This is a genomic window from Flavobacterium cupreum, from assembly GCF_003996965.1.
In the GTDB taxonomy this organism is placed as follows: domain Bacteria; phylum Bacteroidota; class Bacteroidia; order Flavobacteriales; family Flavobacteriaceae; genus Flavobacterium; species Flavobacterium cupreum.
In genome coordinates, this window is record NZ_QWDM01000006.1 from 275,981 (window position 1) to 292,537 (window position 16,557).

Genomic DNA, 16,557 nt, shown 5'->3' on the forward strand with positions numbered 1-16,557 from the left:
CCACGCTTTTTCAATATTATTTAAATATAATATTTTTCTTATAAATAATTTATTTTAAAGTTAAATATAAAATATAAGGCAACAACAGTAAACTAAAATCTTCTACCTATTATATATTCCAGGTTAAAACATTCGATTTATTGCATAAAAAAAGCGAGACATTACTGTCTCGCTTTCCTATATAAAATATAATCTAATTATACTTTGATCTCTACTTCGACTCCACTTGGCAATTCAAGTTTCATTAATGCATCGATAGTTTTAGATGAAGATGAATAAATATCAATCAATCTCTTGTATGACATTACTTCAAATTGCTCTCTCGCTTTTTTGTTAACGTGCGGAGAACGTAACACAGTGAAAAGTTTTTTGTGAGTTGGTAACGGAATTGGACCTGTTACAACTGCTCCAGTAGTTTTTACTGTTTTTACAATCTTTTCAGCAGACTTGTCTACCAACATGTGATCGTAAGATTTTAGTTTTATTCTGATTTTTTGACTCATTTTCTTAAGAATTAAGCGTTACCTTTTGCTTTTTTAATTACAGCTTCTGAAATATTAGAAGGTGTTTCTGCATAGTGAGAAAACTCCATTGTTGAAGTAGCTCTACCAGAAGACAATGTTCTTAATGTTGTTACATATCCAAACATTTCTGATAAAGGCACATCAGCTTTAATAGTTTTAGCACCGTTTCTGTCACCCATGTCATTTACCTGACCTCTACGACGGTTGATATCACCTACGATATCTCCCATGTTTTCTTCAGGAGTAATAACTTCCATTTTCATGATTGGCTCCAAAATAATCGCACCAGCAGCTTTAGCTACTTCTCTATAACCCATTCTAGCAGCTAATTCAAAAGAAAGAGCATCAGAATCGACAGGGTGGAAAGATCCGTCCGTCAAAGTTACTTTTAAACTATCCACCTGATAACCTGCCAATGGACCTGTTTTCATAGCTTCACGGAAACCTTTTTCTACAGAAGGGATATATTCTTTAGGAACGTTACCACCTTTTACTGCATTGATAAACTGTAATCCAACAGGAACTTTACCGTCAACTTCGTCAGCTGGCTCAAGTGTAAATACGATATCACCGAATTTACCACGACCTCCTGATTGTTTCTTATAAGTCTCTCTGTGTGTTGCAGTTCTTGTAAACGCTTCTTTATATTCAACTTGAGGCTCACCTTGGTTTACTTCAACTTTAAATTCACGTTTCATACGATCTACAAGGATATCTAAGTGAAGCTCACCCATACCTGAGATAATAGTTTGCCCTGAAGCCTCATCTGTTCTAACAGTAAATGTTGGATCCTCTTCAGCTAATTTAGCCAAAGCCATACCCATTTTATCAACGTCAGCTTTAGTTTTAGGTTCAATTGCAATACCAATTACCGGTGCAGGGAATTTCATAGACTCAAGAATGATTGGGTGTTTTTCATCACACAATGTATCTCCAGTTTTGATATCTTTAAATCCAACAGCAGCTCCAATATCTCCAGCCTCAATATATTCGATTGGATTTTGTTTGTTAGCGTGCATTTGGTAGATACGAGAAATTCTTTCTTTATTTCCTGAACGAGTGTTCAAAACATAAGAACCAGCATCTAAACGACCAGAGTAAGCACGGAAGAAAGCTAGACGACCTACGAATGGGTCAGTAGCAATTTTAAATGCCAAAGCAGCGAACGGCTCTTTTACATCTGGCTTACGCAAGATTTTAGTTTGATCTTCTTCTAACAATTCAGCATCATCAGGGTGAATTCCTTCGATACCTTCCTTGTCCATTGGAGAAGGTAAATATTTACAAACTGCATCTAACATGAACTGAACTCCTTTGTTTTTGAAAGAAGAACCAGCGATCATCGGGATGATAGCCATATCCATAGTAGCAGCTCTTAAAGCGTTGTTGATTTCTTCCTCTGTAATAGAGTTTTCATCTTCCATGAATTTCTCTAAAAGATTTTCATCATAGTCAGCAACTGCTTCAATAAGAATAGATCTGTATTCTTTAACTTCAGCTAACATATCTTCTGGAATTGGCACAATATCAAAAGTTGCCCCTTGAGTAGCATCATGCCAGATGATAGCCTGGTTTTTTACTAAATCTACAACACCTTTGAAATCATTTTCTTCACCAATTGGCAAAGTGATTGCAACAGCATTAGATTTCAACATATCACGAACTTGTTGACAAACTGCCAAAAAGTTAGATCCCTGACGGTCCATTTTGTTAACGAATCCCATACGTGGAACTCTGTACTGATCAGCAAGTCTCCAGTTAGTTTCTGATTGAGGCTCAACACCATCAACAGCACTAAACAAGAAAACCAATCCATCAAGTACACGTAAAGAACGGTTTACCTCTACAGTAAAGTCAACGTGTCCCGGAGTATCAATGATATTAAAGTGGTATGGCAATGATTCAGGCAAAACTTTACCTTGTTCAGTTGGAAAATTCCACTCACAAGTTGTTGCAGCCGAAGTAATTGTAATACCTCTTTCTTGCTCTTGAGCCATCCAGTCCATTGTTGCAGCACCATCGTGTACTTCACCAATTTTGTGTGACTTTCCAGTATAAAAAAGGATACGCTCAGTTGTTGTTGTTTTACCAGCATCAATGTGAGCAGCAATTCCGATATTTCTTGTATATTTTAAATCTCTAGCCATTTCTTACGAATTAAAATCTAAAGTGAGAGAAAGCTTTATTAGCTTCTGCCATCTTGTGAGTATCCATTCTTTTCTTAACCGCAGCACCTTCTTCTTTAGCAGCAGCTAAACATTCTGACGCTAAACGTTGTGCCATAGATTTTTCATTTCTTCTTCTGGAATAAAGTATTAACCACTTCATTGCCATAGAAATTTTTCTGTCTGGTCTAATTTGCATTGGAATTTGAAATGTAGCTCCACCCACTCTACGACTACGTACTTCTACGTGAGGCATAACGTTTGTTAAAGCATCTTTCCAAATTTCTAATGAAGATTTTTCTGAATCCTGCTTTTTAGACTCAATGATGTCAATTGCATCATAAAATACTTTGAAAGCTGTAGATTTCTTACCATCCCACATTAAGTTGTTCACAAAACGCGTTACCAATTGATCGTTAAATCTTGGATCTGGTAAAAGTGGTCTTTTCTTTGCCGCTCTTTTTCTCATGTCTTTTTTTTAATAAAAAGTTATAGGTCATCCGTTAAATGTTATGTTGTTACAGACTTCTACCAAAGTTTCAATCCCTAACCCTTAACTCCTAACCTCCAACTCTTAACGTTTTAAATTACTTTTTTGCTTCTTTTGGGCGTTTAGCACCGTACTTAGATCTTCTTTGCGTTCTTCCTGCAACTCCTGACGTGTCAAGCGCTCCACGAACGATATGATATCTAACACCTGGTAAATCTTTTACCCTTCCACCTCGCACTAATACTATCGAGTGCTCTTGTAGATTGTGTCCTTCTCCAGGGATGTAAGCATTCACTTCATTACCATTTGTCAAACGTACACGCGCAACTTTACGCATTGCAGAGTTTGGTTTTTTTGGTGTAGTAGTGTAAACACGCGTACAAACCCCTCTTCTTTGAGGACAAGAATCTAAAGCAACCGATTTACTCTTCTTAGTGATCTGAGTTCTTCCTGTTCTTACTAATTGTTGAATTGTTGGCATAATTAATACTAAAAATTTATTATGTATATTAAATTCCCGCTTTTTACGGGGTTGCAAATGTATAAAATAATTTTCAGTATACAAACGTTAATTCATTAATTTTCAATAACATTATTTATCCTTATGATTTTAGAAACAAACAATAGATATTTGCAATACATTTAATAAACCACAGTTAACACTTGAAAAAACTTTTAACCATATTGATTTTCATTACAGGAATGAGCTCCCATGCCCAGAATTTTTATCTGGAAATTAAAGGAAGCAATCAGAACGAAAGCAAAATCATAGACTCCTTACCTTATTTAACAAAACACAGCAATATAAAATCCTTATTTGATGAAACAAACAAAACATCAAAAACACTTGAAAAAAAAGGATATCTGGATAACACCATATTAGAAACCACCAAATTAAATGACACTACCTACCTGTCTGTAATTAGCCTTAAAAACAAAACAGAAAACATTCATATATATATAGGTAGAAATAATTCATTTTTTAATTCATCAGAAACACAAAAAGATACCCTAATTATCCCGTATGAAGAAGTTGAAAATAATTTAAATCAAAAAATAATTGAAGCAGAAAAACAAGGTTTTGCCTTAAGTAAAATAAAACTTGAAAATATTCAAAGAAAGAATTCGGTAATTTATGCGGACTTAAATTTTAAATCCGAAAAAAAACGTATCGTAAATTCAATTATTCTAAATTACACAGATAATAACGGGAAGGACTTTTTTCCACAAGGACATTTAAAACAATTAAAGAAAAAATACCTTAACAAGACATTCAATCAACAGATAACAAAACAATTGTACGATAACATTAATAGTTTTGAATTCATCTCTCAGACAAAATATCCTGAAATATTATTTACTACCGATTCCACAAAAATCTACACTTATATTGAAAAAAGAAGAGCCAACAATTTTGACGGTTACATCGGATTTTCAAATGACGAAAACAAAAAAGTAAACCTGAACGGATATCTTGATATTACGCTACAAAACATTCTTCATTCCGGAGAAAAATTTTCCTTGTACTGGAAAAGCGACGGGAACCAACAAAAAACATTTGACACCAAATTAGAAATTCCATACATCTTCAAAACATCCCTTGGAATAAAAGCTCAGCTAAATATATTCAAACAAGACAGTACATTTCAAAACACTAAAACCGCAATCGATCTGGGCTATTATCTTAATTATAATTCAAAAATATATCTGGGCTACCAATCGACAGAATCAAGCGACATTCAAAACACAAATAACCTTTCGATTAGCGACTACAAAAACTCCTACCTCACTTCAACTTTAGAGTATAAAAAAATTGACATTGCGAACGATCTTCTCCCTAAGAAAGCTTTTTTAAACTTTATAATGGGATACGGGAAAAGAGACACCAACAACGATCCTCAAACTGCAGAATCAAGCAAACAATTTTACACCAGCTTAAACATTTCATATAATTTTGAACTGAACGAAAAGAACTTTATTAACATAAATTCACAAAATTTTTATTTAAAAAGTAAAAATTACATTTCCAACGAATTGCAGCGTTTCGGCGGTATAAATTCAATAAGAGGCTTTTTAGAAAATAGTTTACAGTCAAATTTCAATTCCTTAATTCTTACAGAATACAGATATATTGTCTCTAAAAACTTATTCGTTCATTCTGTCACAGATTACGGCTTATACCAAGACCTCACAGGTGCTTTGAATAAAAATAAAATTAAAAAATTAATAGGAATCGGAGTCGGGACAGCCATTCAGACCAAAAACGGTTTATTAAAAATAATCCTAACAAACGGAGGAGAAAACATTAAAGACCTTGAATTATATAACACTATCATAAACATATGTTATAATGTTAAATTTTAAGCTTTATCAAAAAAAGATTTTTATTTATTAGGAAAGTTAACAAATTATTAAGAGTTTTGCGATACTAATTCAAAATATTTAAAAATGAAACTAAAGTTCAATGGATTCTTAGTGCTTTTATTAGTACTAGTGGCGCAACTAACTTTCGCGCAAGAAAGATCTGTTTCAGGGATGGTTTCTGATAATACAGGTATGCCTTTGCCAGGTGTAAGTGTATTGATCAAAGGAACAAAAACTGGAACGCAAACTGATTTTGATGGTAAATTCTCCATTAAAGCATCAACAAGCCAAGTTTTGGTATTTAGCTACATTGGGATGAAATCTCAGGAAGTAGCTGCAAGTTCATCAGTAATCAATGTAAAATTAGGTGCTGATGCAAATGAACTTGAAGCAGTTGTTGTAACAACAGCTTTAGGTATTAAAAGAGAGAAAAAATCTCTTGGTTACTCTGCTCAATCAGTATCAGCAGAACAAGTAGGAACAGTTCCAACAGGAAACTTCGTAAATAACTTATCTGGAAAAGTTGCTGGTCTTAGTGTAACTCAGGGTACTAACTTTGGAGGATCTACAAACGTTGTTCTTAGAGGTTTCAAATCTTTATTAGGAGACAACCAGGCATTATTCGTAGTTGATGGTGTGCCAATTTTGAACAATAACGTAAACAGTTTGGATCAAAAAAGTGGTAGAGGTGGTTACGATTATGGTAACGCTGCATCTGATATCAACCCAAATAACATTGCTGAGATCAACGTATTAAAAGGTGCTGCTGCAACAGCTCTTTACGGATCAAGAGCACAAAATGGTGCGATCATTATTACAACTAAAAAAGGAAAAGCCAGAAATGACATGGCTGTAGAATTTTCATCTTCTTACACTATGGGTACAGTAGATAAAAAAACTTTCCCAGAATATCAAACAGAATATGGTCAAGGATATTTCGGACAAAGATTTTCAACTTATCTAGGACAGCCAAGAGCAAGAACTGGAGATGATGCATCTTACGGACCGAAATATGATGGTTCATTAGTATACCAATACAATTCATTCATACCAGGTTCATCTACTTTTGGACAAAGAACTCCATGGGTTGCTGCAAAAAATGGTCCGATTGAATTTTTTGACACTGCAACATCAACTGTAAACAACATCGCTTTAAGCGGTGGTAGCGATAAAGCAACTTACAGATTAACTTATGCTAACACAAACAGTTCTGACATTTTACCAAATTCTTTATTAAGCAAGAATAACTTTAATGCTTCAGCTACTTATAAATTTAGCGACAAATTAAGCTCTACGTTTAATGCAACTTATGTAGCTCAAAACACTCGTAACAGAAATACAACTGGTTACGGAGGAAATCAAATTGCTGGTTTCAGACAATGGTGGGCAAACAACGTTGATCTTAACGATCAAAAAGATTTCTACAACATGAGCCACCAAAACTATACTTGGAACATGGCAAGTGCTACGAATATCTCTCCTGCATACTGGGATAACCCTTATTTCGGAAGATACCAAAACTACAACAACGATAGCAGAAAAAGATTTGCTGCAAATGCAAGTGTAACTTATGATGTATCTAAAAGTTTAAGTTTCACAGGTAGAATGGGTACTGATGGTTTCACTATGAAAACTGAAGACAGAATCGCTGCAGGATCAGTTCCGGCAACTTTGGGATCTAACGCAAATCTTGCAAATTTACCTGCACAACCATCTGGTTATGCTTTAGACATCTATGATTACAGCGAACAAAATTATGATTTCCTTGCAACTTACAAGAGAGATTTAGCTGAAGAATTAAACCTTAACGTTATTCTTGGTTCAAACTACAACGTACAAAGCAAATTCTCTAATCAACAAATGACATCAGGAGGATTATATGTTCCTGGATTGTATACTATTTCTAACTCTGTATCAGCTCCGGCTTTACCTAGAATCGTAGATACAAGAAAAGAAGTACTTGGTTTATTCGCACAAGCAACTTTAGGTTACAAAGGAACATACTATTTAGAAGGTTCTGTAAGAAGAGATGAATCATCTGCTTTACCTGTAGACAACAATGCATATTGGTATTCTGCAGTTTCTGGAAGTGTTATCTTCTCAAACTGGTTAAAAGATGTTGAATTCATCAATTTTGGTAAATTCAGAGCAGCTTACGCTCAGGTAGGTTCTGATACAGATCCTAACCAATTACAAGATTTTTACACTGCAAGAACTCCATTTGGAACAGCAGTTTACTCTTATAACACTACTGCAAAAAATGCAAACTTAAAACCACAACAATTAGACAACGTCGAGTTAGGTTTGAACATGCAATTTGCAAAAAACAGAGTTGGATTTGATGTTGCCTGGTTCCAAAACAAAGCTTACGATCAAATTTTACCATTACCTGTATCTACATCTACCGGATCAGCATTCAACACTGTTAACGCTGGTACATTGACAACAAAAGGATTTGAGGTTACACTTAATGCTACACCTTTTAAAACAGCAAATTTTGCATGGGATATCAATGTAAACTGGTCTAATCCTAATACGAAAGTTACAGAATTGGCTCCGGGTATCGAGAACATCAACATTAACTCACTTCAGGGTGGTGTTAGTATCAATGCTCCTCTTAACCAGGATTACGGTCAAATTTGGGGAACAACTTATGTACTTGATGCTTCTGGAAACAGAATTATCGGAGACAATGGTGCTTACGTAGTTTCTACTACTACTGACAACAAACTTGGAACATACCAAGCTGACTGGGCTGGTGGTATCAACAACAAATTCACTTACAAAAACCTTTCTTTCAGTTTCTTAATTGATGTGAAAAAAGGAGGAAGTGTTTTCTCACTTGATCAATACTACGGTTACGGAACAGGTATCTATGCTAATTCAGTTGGAAACAATGATTTAGGAAACCCAATAAGAAATACATTAGCTAATGGTGGTGGTGAAATTCTACAAGGTGTTATGGCAAATCCTGCTTACACTCCAGGAGGAACTCAACCACAATACATCACTAACACTACAAGATTAGACAGATCTCAATCAAGCCAGGTTTTCGGTACAGATCCACCTGCTGCTGCATTTGTTTACGATGCAGGATTTGTAAAATTAAGAGAAGTTGTTTTCACATACAATCTTCCTGAAAGTATCTTAGGAAAATCTGTTAAAGGAGCTTCATTTAGCTTAATAGGTAATAATCTTTGGATCATTGACAAAAGTTTACCATACTCTGATCCAGAAGCTGGATTGTCTTCAGGTAACACATCAGGATACCAATCAGGACCTATGCCGACAACAAGAAATATTTCTTTTAATGTCAAAGTTAATTTTTAAAAAAAATAAAAATGAAAAAAATCATAGCAATATTAACAATAGGATTGTCTTTGACAGCTTGTGTTAATGAAGATATAAATACGGATCCAAACAGTGCGTACACTGTTGTTCCTGGATCGTTAATTAATTACGCACAAAAAGAATTAAGCGATTACCTGAATACACCAAGCGTAAACGAAAATAACTTTAGGCTTACCATGCAGTATTGGCAAGAAACAACGTACGTAAACGAAAGTAATTATGACTTTACAAACAGAAATGTTTCTAATCAGATCTATACTGACAATTATGTAAATGTATTAAACAACCTTGGTAAAGCTAAAGATGCAATTAATGCGTATGCACCGACTGCAACTGAAGTAGCAGGATGGCCAAAAAACAAAAAGAATCAATTAGCAATAATTGATATCATTCAGGTATACACTTACCAACGTTTAGTGGATACTTTTGGTAACGTTCCTTATACTCAGGCAGCAAACCTTACTGCTTTTCCTTTGCCAGCATACGACGACGGAGCTACAATTTATGTGGATTTAATTGCCAGAATCAATGCAGACATCGCTAATTTAGATGCAAGCGCAACTGGATTTCAATCTTTCAGTGATGGTGACCAATACTACCATGGAGATATCGCAAAATGGACTGTATTTGCTAACTCTCTAAAATTAAAACTTGGAATCGGAATCGCAGATTCTAATCCTACTTTGGCACAAACAACAGCACTTTCTGCTATTGCGGCCGGAGTGATGACTAATCCTGCAGATAACGGTCAATTCCAATACTTAGCAGCATCTCCGAATTACAATCCGTTATACGAAAATTTAGCGGCTAGTGGTAGAGAAGATTATATTGCTGGTAAAACATTAATTGAGTTCATGAAGACTTCAGCTGATCCAAGACTTGACGATTATTATGACGAAGTACCTGCTGGTGGTTATATTGGTCAGACAATTGGTGAAGGTGGTGAATTTGCAGAATTTTCACATATTGGTGAATTTGCTTACACTCCTACAACTCCAGGTGTGATCTTAAACTATACAGAAGTTGCTTTCTATATCGCAGAAGCTAATGCTCGTTGGAATCCAGCTGCTGCTGCAACTGCTTACAACACAGCTGTAACTGCTTCTATCGTAGAATGGGGTGGTACTCCGGCTGAAGCTGTAACTTACCTTGCAACTCATCCTTATGATGCAGTTAACTGGAAAAAATCAATTGGAGAGCAAGCTTGGGTAGCTATGTTTAACCAAGCCTTAACTTCCTGGAATTTCTGGAGAAGATTAGACTTCCCTGTATTAACAGCTCCTGCTACTGCTATTATCAATGCTGGTGGTAAAGTTCCTGTAAGAATGGCATACCCAGTATTAGAGCAACAAGTTAACAGCTCAAACTGGAAAGCTGCATCTACAGCTATCGGTGGAGATTTATTGACTACAAAATTATTCTGGGATAAATTCTAATTTATTCTCAAATAAACATATTAAAACCACTCTGTTCATTCAGAGTGGTTTTTTTTTATATAAACATTATGCCTATATTTGCCCCATGGAAAAAGAACATCAAATATTTGGAATTAGAGCCATTATAGAAGCAATTCAGGCAGGTAAAGAAGTAGATAAAGTATTCATACAAAAAGAAATTTCGGGTGAGTTAATGAAAGACCTGATGAAGGTGATGAAACGCGCCAACATCAATTTCTCTTATGTTCCTGTAGAAAAACTAAACAGATTAACACCAAATAATCACCAGGGCGCTGTAGCCACAATATCACCTATTGGTTTTATTGACTTAGAGCATCTTGTTGAATCTACTATTGAATCCGGTGCAAAACCTTTGTTTCTAATATTGGATCAAATCTCTGATGCCCGAAATTTTGGTGCTATTATCCGTACTGCTGAATGTACTGGCGTAAACGGAATTATTGTTCAAAAAGCCGGATCTGCTCCTGTAAACGGAGACACTGTAAAAACATCAGCGGGTGCAGTTTTTAATGTTCCCATTTGTAAAGTGGAGCATATTAAAGATGCTATATTCTATCTTCAGGGCTCCGGAATTAAAACTGTTGCTGCTACCGAAAAAACAGAGCACAACATTTACGATTTATCACTGAATGAACCAGTAGCGATAATAATGGGATCTGAAGATCGCGGAATAAACCCTTCGGTACTTAAAATCGTAGATGAGAAGGCAAAACTTCCAATGTTTGGAACGATAGGTTCTTTAAATGTATCAGTTGCCTGCGGAGCTTTTCTATACGAAGCTGTCCGCCAAAGAAGTTAATACTAAAGTTTAGATTGGTAATGAATCATTTTAATTAACTGAATGCTTCCTGACTCAACCTTAAAATGATTAATAAAATATATACTTATCCATAATAGTTTTGCAAATGACTGTTATGGATATTTTTTTTACTGCACGTTATAAAAGCTCCTATCCTACCCTGCTATTCATTTAGATCCGATTCTTCACTTTTTCGAATCGTGTAATTTACTAAAACATTTGAATTAAAATAAGTAATTACATCTTCTGCTTCCTCTTCCGGAATCTCCGTATTGACAAAATTGCCTTCTGCATCAAAGTGTTTCATAAAAGGATCGGCTTCCGGATTAAAATCTGGTTTTTGCCACTCGTAAACAATCGGCTTGGCATAATCAGGAGTTTTATAAAAAAGAGTAAGCGCAAAACCGGTTAAAAAGCCAGCGAGATGTCCTTCCCAGGAAATTGTATTATCAATATCCGGAAAAACATACCAGATCATGCCACCGTAAAGCAGCACCACGGAAAAAGAGAGGGCTACTAATCTGTAATATCTGGTTTGTATTCCTTTAAAAAAGATAAAACTTACCAATACATAAATTAATCCACTGGCTCCAATATGATAATTTTCCCTGCCGATAATCCAGGTAATCAAACCGGAAAATAAAATCCCGTAACCCAGAACCGCATAAACCTGTTTGGGATAAAAAAACTGCATCGCAGCCAACAATACGAACAAAGGAATAGAGTTATTATACAAATGACCCAGATTTTCATGAATGAAAGGGCTAAACAAAACCCCCTGCAGACCTGAAATATCCCGGGGATAAATTCCGTTTTGGTAAAAATCAAAATCGAAGCGAATCTGAAACCAGTACACTATCCAAAGAAAAAGCACAAAAAATACCGGAAGTCCGATAACAGCATTTGAAAACTTAAAATGATCGTCATTCATAATTCCAATAATAGGTTCACGGATTAAATATCAAAAAACTATCCAAATATAATTTACTGATAATTTGTCAGCTAACCGAAAATATTCTTAAATCCTTTTTTTAGCCCTGATGGAAGCGGCATCCTTTTTCTGGCTTCTTTAGCCAGGAAAAGATATAGCGAACAGCAGGAAATAGCTCCTCAAAATAACAAAATTAAATTGAAAACCGTAATTTTACAAAATGGAAGCACCGTTAGCAGAGCGAATTCGCCCACAAAAATTAGAAGATTATATTAGTCAGCACCATTTGGTTGGCCCAAACGGTTCGTTGACGCAACAGATATCCAAGGGAATTATACCTTCATTAATTTTTTGGGGGCCTCCCGGAACCGGAAAAACCACATTGGCCCAAATTATTGCGCAGGAATCAAAACGTCCTTTTTACATCTTGAGTGCCATAAATTCCGGAGTAAAAGATATTCGTGATGTCATTGAAAAAGCAAAACAAAGCGGAGGACTGTTTACTGCCAGAAACCCGATTTTGTTTATCGATGAGATTCACCGATTTAGCAAGTCGCAACAAGATTCCCTTTTGGCAGCCGTGGAGAAAGGCTGGATCACTTTAATTGGTGCTACAACCGAAAATCCAAGCTTTGAAGTTATACCTGCCCTACTATCCCGCTGTCAGGTTTATATACTGAATGCTTTCAGTAAAAATGACCTTGAAGCCCTTTTGCAGCGGGCAATGAAAACTGACACTGAATTGGCTTCAAAAAACATAGTCCTGAAAGAAACCGAGGCTTTGTTAAGACTTTCTGGCGGAGATGGCAGAAAACTTCTTAATATTTTCGAACTGGTGGTGAATGCATCTCCGGACGGAGAAATAGTTATTACCAATGACCGTGTATTTGAGCTGGTGCAGCAAAATACCGTTTTGTATGACAAAACCGGAGAGCAGCATTACGATATTGTTTCTGCCTTTATAAAATCAATCAGGGGAAGTGATCCGAATGGAGCTGTGTATTGGCTGGCCAGAATGATTGAAGGCGGTGAAGATGTAAAATTTATTGCGCGAAGAATGCTGATCTTATCGAGTGAAGACATCGGAAATGCGAATCCTACGGCTTTTATCATGGCTAATAACACCTTTCAGGCGGTCTCCACTATTGGTTATCCCGAAAGCCGGATTATATTGAGTCAGTGCGCTATTTATTTAGCCACTTCCCCCAAAAGCAATGCCTCGTATATGGCGATTGGAAATGCACAGCAACTGGTGAAACAAACCGGGGATTTACCGGTTCCGATTCATCTGCGAAATGCACCAACTAAATTGATGAAAGAACTCGGCTATGGTGAAGATTACAAATATTCCCATGATTATGCCAACAATTTTGCAGACCAGGAGTTTTTGCCAGATGCGATAAAAGAAACGGTTCTTTATAATCCGGGAAGCAATTCCAGAGAGAACAGCAACCGCGAATTTCTAAAGAACCGCTGGAAAGACAAATATGGTTATTAAACCGTATTTTATATTTTAGAATTTAACGGATACTTTTTCAGATACCATTTTATCGTTTTGGTAATATTCAAAAAACCACTGATTATCTTTAGCATTTAAGGTACCCTGAATACCATCTTTAATTGCTATGAATGAATCTGCACGGGAAGTTTTAAGCAATTTCATTACTACTTTTGGCGTTTTATCAATTAATTGATATCCGTTTTCTGTCGGCTGTGCATAAAGTAAATTCGGATCTGAAGTATCTGCAACCGGAGCAGCAACAACAGTAGTAGTCGCTACAGCAGGAACTGAAGCAGCGGCATTAGAAATCTTAGCCGGAGCTGATGTTGCAACAGCTTTCCCGTTATAGGCATAATGCAAAGCATTTACAGATAAAAATGCCTGTTCAAGAGCTTCTCTGTAAGCAATTTCGTAATCTTTCTCTTTGCTTTTTCCAATTTCAGAAGTGTAAACCACTTTTCCGTAGCAGTCTTTAAATTCAGCAAAAAGTTTAGTTACTAAAAATCCGCTTTCTCTTTTTACGTCAATGTATAAAAGCTGACAACGATCGTTATATTCAGCGGGGATTTCTTCATTTACATAAAAGGCTTTAAAACCGGCCTTCACTAAATTCGATTTAGTGCTTGTGGCTAATCTGTATTGATTATCGGTTTTAAGAAAGTCATATTTCAACGGAATAATGACCGCTTTATAATCGTTTACAGATTGCGAAAATCCAATAACTGAAACTAAAAGTGCCATCAACAAAAATTTAATTTTCATAATTATAAATATTTTTTAAGTTCTAATAAGTGATTTATTTGTTTAATATTTTCCGGTGCCTCAATTTTCTTGTCATTAAAGAAGATCGCATCTAAACCAGCGTTTAAAGCACCATTTACATCTGCATCAAGGCAATCTCCAATCATAACGCAGTTTTCTTTTGAAGCTTTGGCTAAATTTACCGCATAATCAAAGATAATACTATTTGGCTTTTTTACACCTGCCAGCTCCGAATTTGTTATAGTAGCAAAATAGCCCGAAAGTTGGGCATTATTAATTTTTTTTTCCTGAACTCCGGCAAAACCATTTGTGATAATATGCAATTTGTATTTTGGTTTCAAATATTCCAAAACCTCAATTGCCCCGTCAAAAAGATGGTTATTATCTGTTAGAAGTTCAATATAATCATTTGCAATCGCATCAATATCGGGATCCGAAATCTGATGGTTCAATGCATCAAAGGAGAATTTCAGCCGGTTATAACGCAACTCCTGATGGGTAATTTTATCATGTTGATATAATTTCCAGCAGGCCTGATTGATGGGCATGTACTTCTCTATAAAATCAGCTGTTATTATGTGCGGGTAATTCGCTTTAAAAATGCGATCGAAAGCCATCTCTGAATTTTTATCAAAATCCCAAAGTGTATGATCTAAATCGAAAAAGATATCGGTAATCGTAGTACTCATATATTAAAAAATTCCTTCATCTACAAAACTATAATATTTTGTTTCAGTAATAATCAAATGGTCTAAAACTTTAACATCTAGGCTATCCCCCGCCCATTTTAGTTTCTTTGTAATTTTTATATCGGCATCGCTAGGCTTTAATGCTCCTGAAGGATGATTGTGACACAAAATCAAGCTTGTAGCATTAATTTCTAGAGCCAATTTAAAAACTAAACGGACATCGACAATTGTTCCTGAGATTCCTCCTTTACTTAGTTGAGATTTAGAAATTACTTTATTCGAATTATTCAGAAAAAGTACCCAGAATTCTTCATGCGGCAATTCGCCAATTAGGGGCTGCATAATGTCGAAAACCATTTTACTGGATGTAATTTTAGTTAATTCGACAGTATCTTCAGCTCTTCTGCGACGCCCCAGTTCTAAGGCTGCTATAATCATTATTGCTTTGGCCTGCCCAATTCCTTTGAAATTTATTAATTCTGAAACCGACATCTTACCAAGTGTATTAAGACTATCGGCACTAGCCAAAATTCTTTTACTCAAACAAACAGCGGACTCGTTTCTGCTCCCGGATCCAATCAAAATCGCAATTAACTCAGCGTTACTTAAAACACTTTTACCTTTTGACATTAATTTTTCTCGCGGTTTGTCTTCCTCTGACCATTTTGTAATAGGAAAATATTGGGCCTCCATGAATACTGAATTAAATTATTTCTTATCCCGCTAAACTAATAAAAAAAATAAGAAAATTCATTCATTAAAAATATTAATTATTATTTTTATTATCCTTAATTTTAAATCAAAAAGATGAAACAGATTTATATTCTCTTGTTCGTGGTCTTATCATATTCCTGCCATCAGAAAGAAAAAGAACCACTTGCACCTTTCACAACCAACACAACCACAAAAACATTTGAAGAAAGATTATCTGATGCTGCCATCTCTGTAATCGACCCGACAATAGATTATGATTCTGCTTATTTTTCGATAGCTTATCCTAACGGTGATGTGCCTGCAAACAAAGGTGTTTGTACAGATGTAATCATCCGATCTTACAGAAAGTTAGGGATTGATTTACAAAAAGAAGTCCATGAAGATATGATAGCCAATTTTTCAGAATATCCCAATCTGGAAAAGTGGGGAATGACAAAAACAGATACCAACATCGACCACAGAAGAGTACCAAACTTAGAAGTTTTCTTTGAAAGAAAAGGTAAAAAACTTACTGTAAACCAAGATCCTGCCACTTATAAAACCGGAGAAATAGTAACGTGGATGATCAACGGAAAACTTCCTCACATCGGAATCGTCACCAACAAAAAATCAAAAGACGGAAAACGAAATCTAATTGTACACAATGTTGGCGGAGGCCAGGTTCTGGAAGATTGTTTGTTTGAATACGAAATTACAGGGCACTACCGTTATTGGAAATAAAATTCCAAAGCTTAAATTCCAAATTCCAATGAAAATAAAAAAAGCCAATCACAAAACTGCAATTGGCCATTATCTCATTTTCAAATTATC

General features: G+C 35.6%; 14 protein-coding genes. 6 read left to right on the plus strand and 8 right to left on the minus strand.

Annotated features, from left to right (window positions below):
• Positions 1-197: 197 nt before the first annotated feature.
• The 4 genes from rpsJ to rpsL form a co-directional block, all read right to left on the minus strand.
• Complete coding sequence (gene rpsJ / locus D0817_RS11540) at positions 198-503, minus strand: 30S ribosomal protein S10 (RefSeq protein WP_007803605.1); 306 nt, start codon at positions 501-503, stop codon at positions 198-200.
• 11 nt (positions 504-514) lie between these two features.
• The gene (gene fusA, locus D0817_RS11545) at positions 515-2,671 is read right to left on the minus strand and encodes an elongation factor G (protein WP_127338524.1); all 2,157 of its coding nucleotides are present in this window, start codon (positions 2,669-2,671) and stop codon (positions 515-517) included.
• A gap of 10 nt (positions 2,672-2,681) precedes the next feature.
• Positions 2,682-3,158: a 30S ribosomal protein S7 gene (gene rpsG, locus D0817_RS11550; RefSeq protein WP_007803600.1), complete on the minus strand. Its 477-nt coding sequence runs from the start codon at positions 3,156-3,158 to the stop codon at positions 2,682-2,684.
• A 118-nt stretch (positions 3,159-3,276) separates the two neighbouring features.
• Positions 3,277-3,660 carry a 30S ribosomal protein S12 gene (gene rpsL, locus D0817_RS11555; RefSeq protein ID WP_007136570.1) on the minus strand — a complete coding sequence of 128 codons (384 nt, stop codon included), beginning with the start codon at positions 3,658-3,660 and terminating at the stop codon, positions 3,277-3,279.
• 182 nt (positions 3,661-3,842) lie between these two features.
• Between rpsL and D0817_RS11560 the strand changes: the two genes are divergently transcribed.
• The 4 genes from D0817_RS11560 (at position 3,843) to rlmB (ending at position 11,150) form a co-directional block, all read left to right on the plus strand.
• Positions 3,843-5,543 carry a BamA/TamA family outer membrane protein gene (locus tag D0817_RS11560; RefSeq protein ID WP_238160855.1) on the plus strand — a complete coding sequence of 567 codons (1,701 nt, stop codon included), beginning with the start codon at positions 3,843-3,845 and terminating at the stop codon, positions 5,541-5,543.
• A gap of 84 nt (positions 5,544-5,627) precedes the next feature.
• Positions 5,628-8,873: a SusC/RagA family TonB-linked outer membrane protein gene (locus D0817_RS11565; protein WP_127338525.1), complete on the plus strand. Its 3,246-nt coding sequence runs from the start codon at positions 5,628-5,630 to the stop codon at positions 8,871-8,873.
• A gap of 50 nt (positions 8,874-8,923) precedes the next feature.
• Positions 8,924-10,330 (plus strand): SusD/RagB family nutrient-binding outer membrane lipoprotein, encoded by a 1,407-nt coding sequence (locus tag D0817_RS11570; protein ID WP_238160856.1) that lies wholly within the window; start codon positions 8,924-8,926, stop codon positions 10,328-10,330.
• Between the two features lie 85 nt (positions 10,331-10,415).
• Positions 10,416-11,150, plus strand: coding sequence for a 23S rRNA (guanosine(2251)-2'-O)-methyltransferase RlmB (gene rlmB, locus D0817_RS11575; RefSeq protein WP_127338527.1), 735 nt, complete (start codon positions 10,416-10,418; stop codon positions 11,148-11,150).
• A gap of 163 nt (positions 11,151-11,313) precedes the next feature.
• Here rlmB and D0817_RS11580 read toward each other — a convergent pair whose 3' ends face one another.
• On the minus strand, positions 11,314-12,081 hold the full coding sequence (locus D0817_RS11580) for a rhomboid family intramembrane serine protease (protein WP_127338528.1): 768 nt from the start codon (positions 12,079-12,081) through the stop codon (positions 11,314-11,316).
• 220 nt (positions 12,082-12,301) lie between these two features.
• On the opposite strand from D0817_RS11580, the gene D0817_RS11585 reads away from it, so the two are divergent.
• Entirely contained in the window at positions 12,302-13,579 is a 1,278-nt protein-coding gene (locus D0817_RS11585) for a replication-associated recombination protein A (RefSeq protein WP_127338529.1), read from the plus strand.
• 15 nt (positions 13,580-13,594) lie between these two features.
• On the opposite strand, the gene D0817_RS11590 is transcribed toward D0817_RS11585, so the two are convergent.
• From D0817_RS11590 to radC, 3 genes are read right to left on the minus strand one after another with little or no spacing between them, the layout of a single operon-like run.
• Positions 13,595-14,344 (minus strand): hypothetical protein, encoded by a 750-nt coding sequence (locus tag D0817_RS11590; protein WP_127338530.1) that lies wholly within the window; start codon positions 14,342-14,344, stop codon positions 13,595-13,597.
• A gap of 2 nt (positions 14,345-14,346) precedes the next feature.
• Positions 14,347-15,033, minus strand: a complete 687-nt coding sequence (locus D0817_RS11595; protein ID WP_127338531.1) for a YjjG family noncanonical pyrimidine nucleotidase — start codon at positions 15,031-15,033, stop codon at positions 14,347-14,349.
• Between the two features lie 3 nt (positions 15,034-15,036).
• Entirely contained in the window at positions 15,037-15,726 is a 690-nt protein-coding gene (radC, locus tag D0817_RS11600; protein ID WP_127338532.1) for a RadC family protein, read from the minus strand.
• 114 nt (positions 15,727-15,840) lie between these two features.
• Between radC and D0817_RS11605 the strand changes: the two genes are divergently transcribed.
• Positions 15,841-16,467, plus strand: coding sequence for a DUF1287 domain-containing protein (locus tag D0817_RS11605; RefSeq protein WP_127338533.1), 627 nt, complete (start codon positions 15,841-15,843; stop codon positions 16,465-16,467).
• The last annotated feature ends 90 nt before the right edge of the window (positions 16,468-16,557 follow it).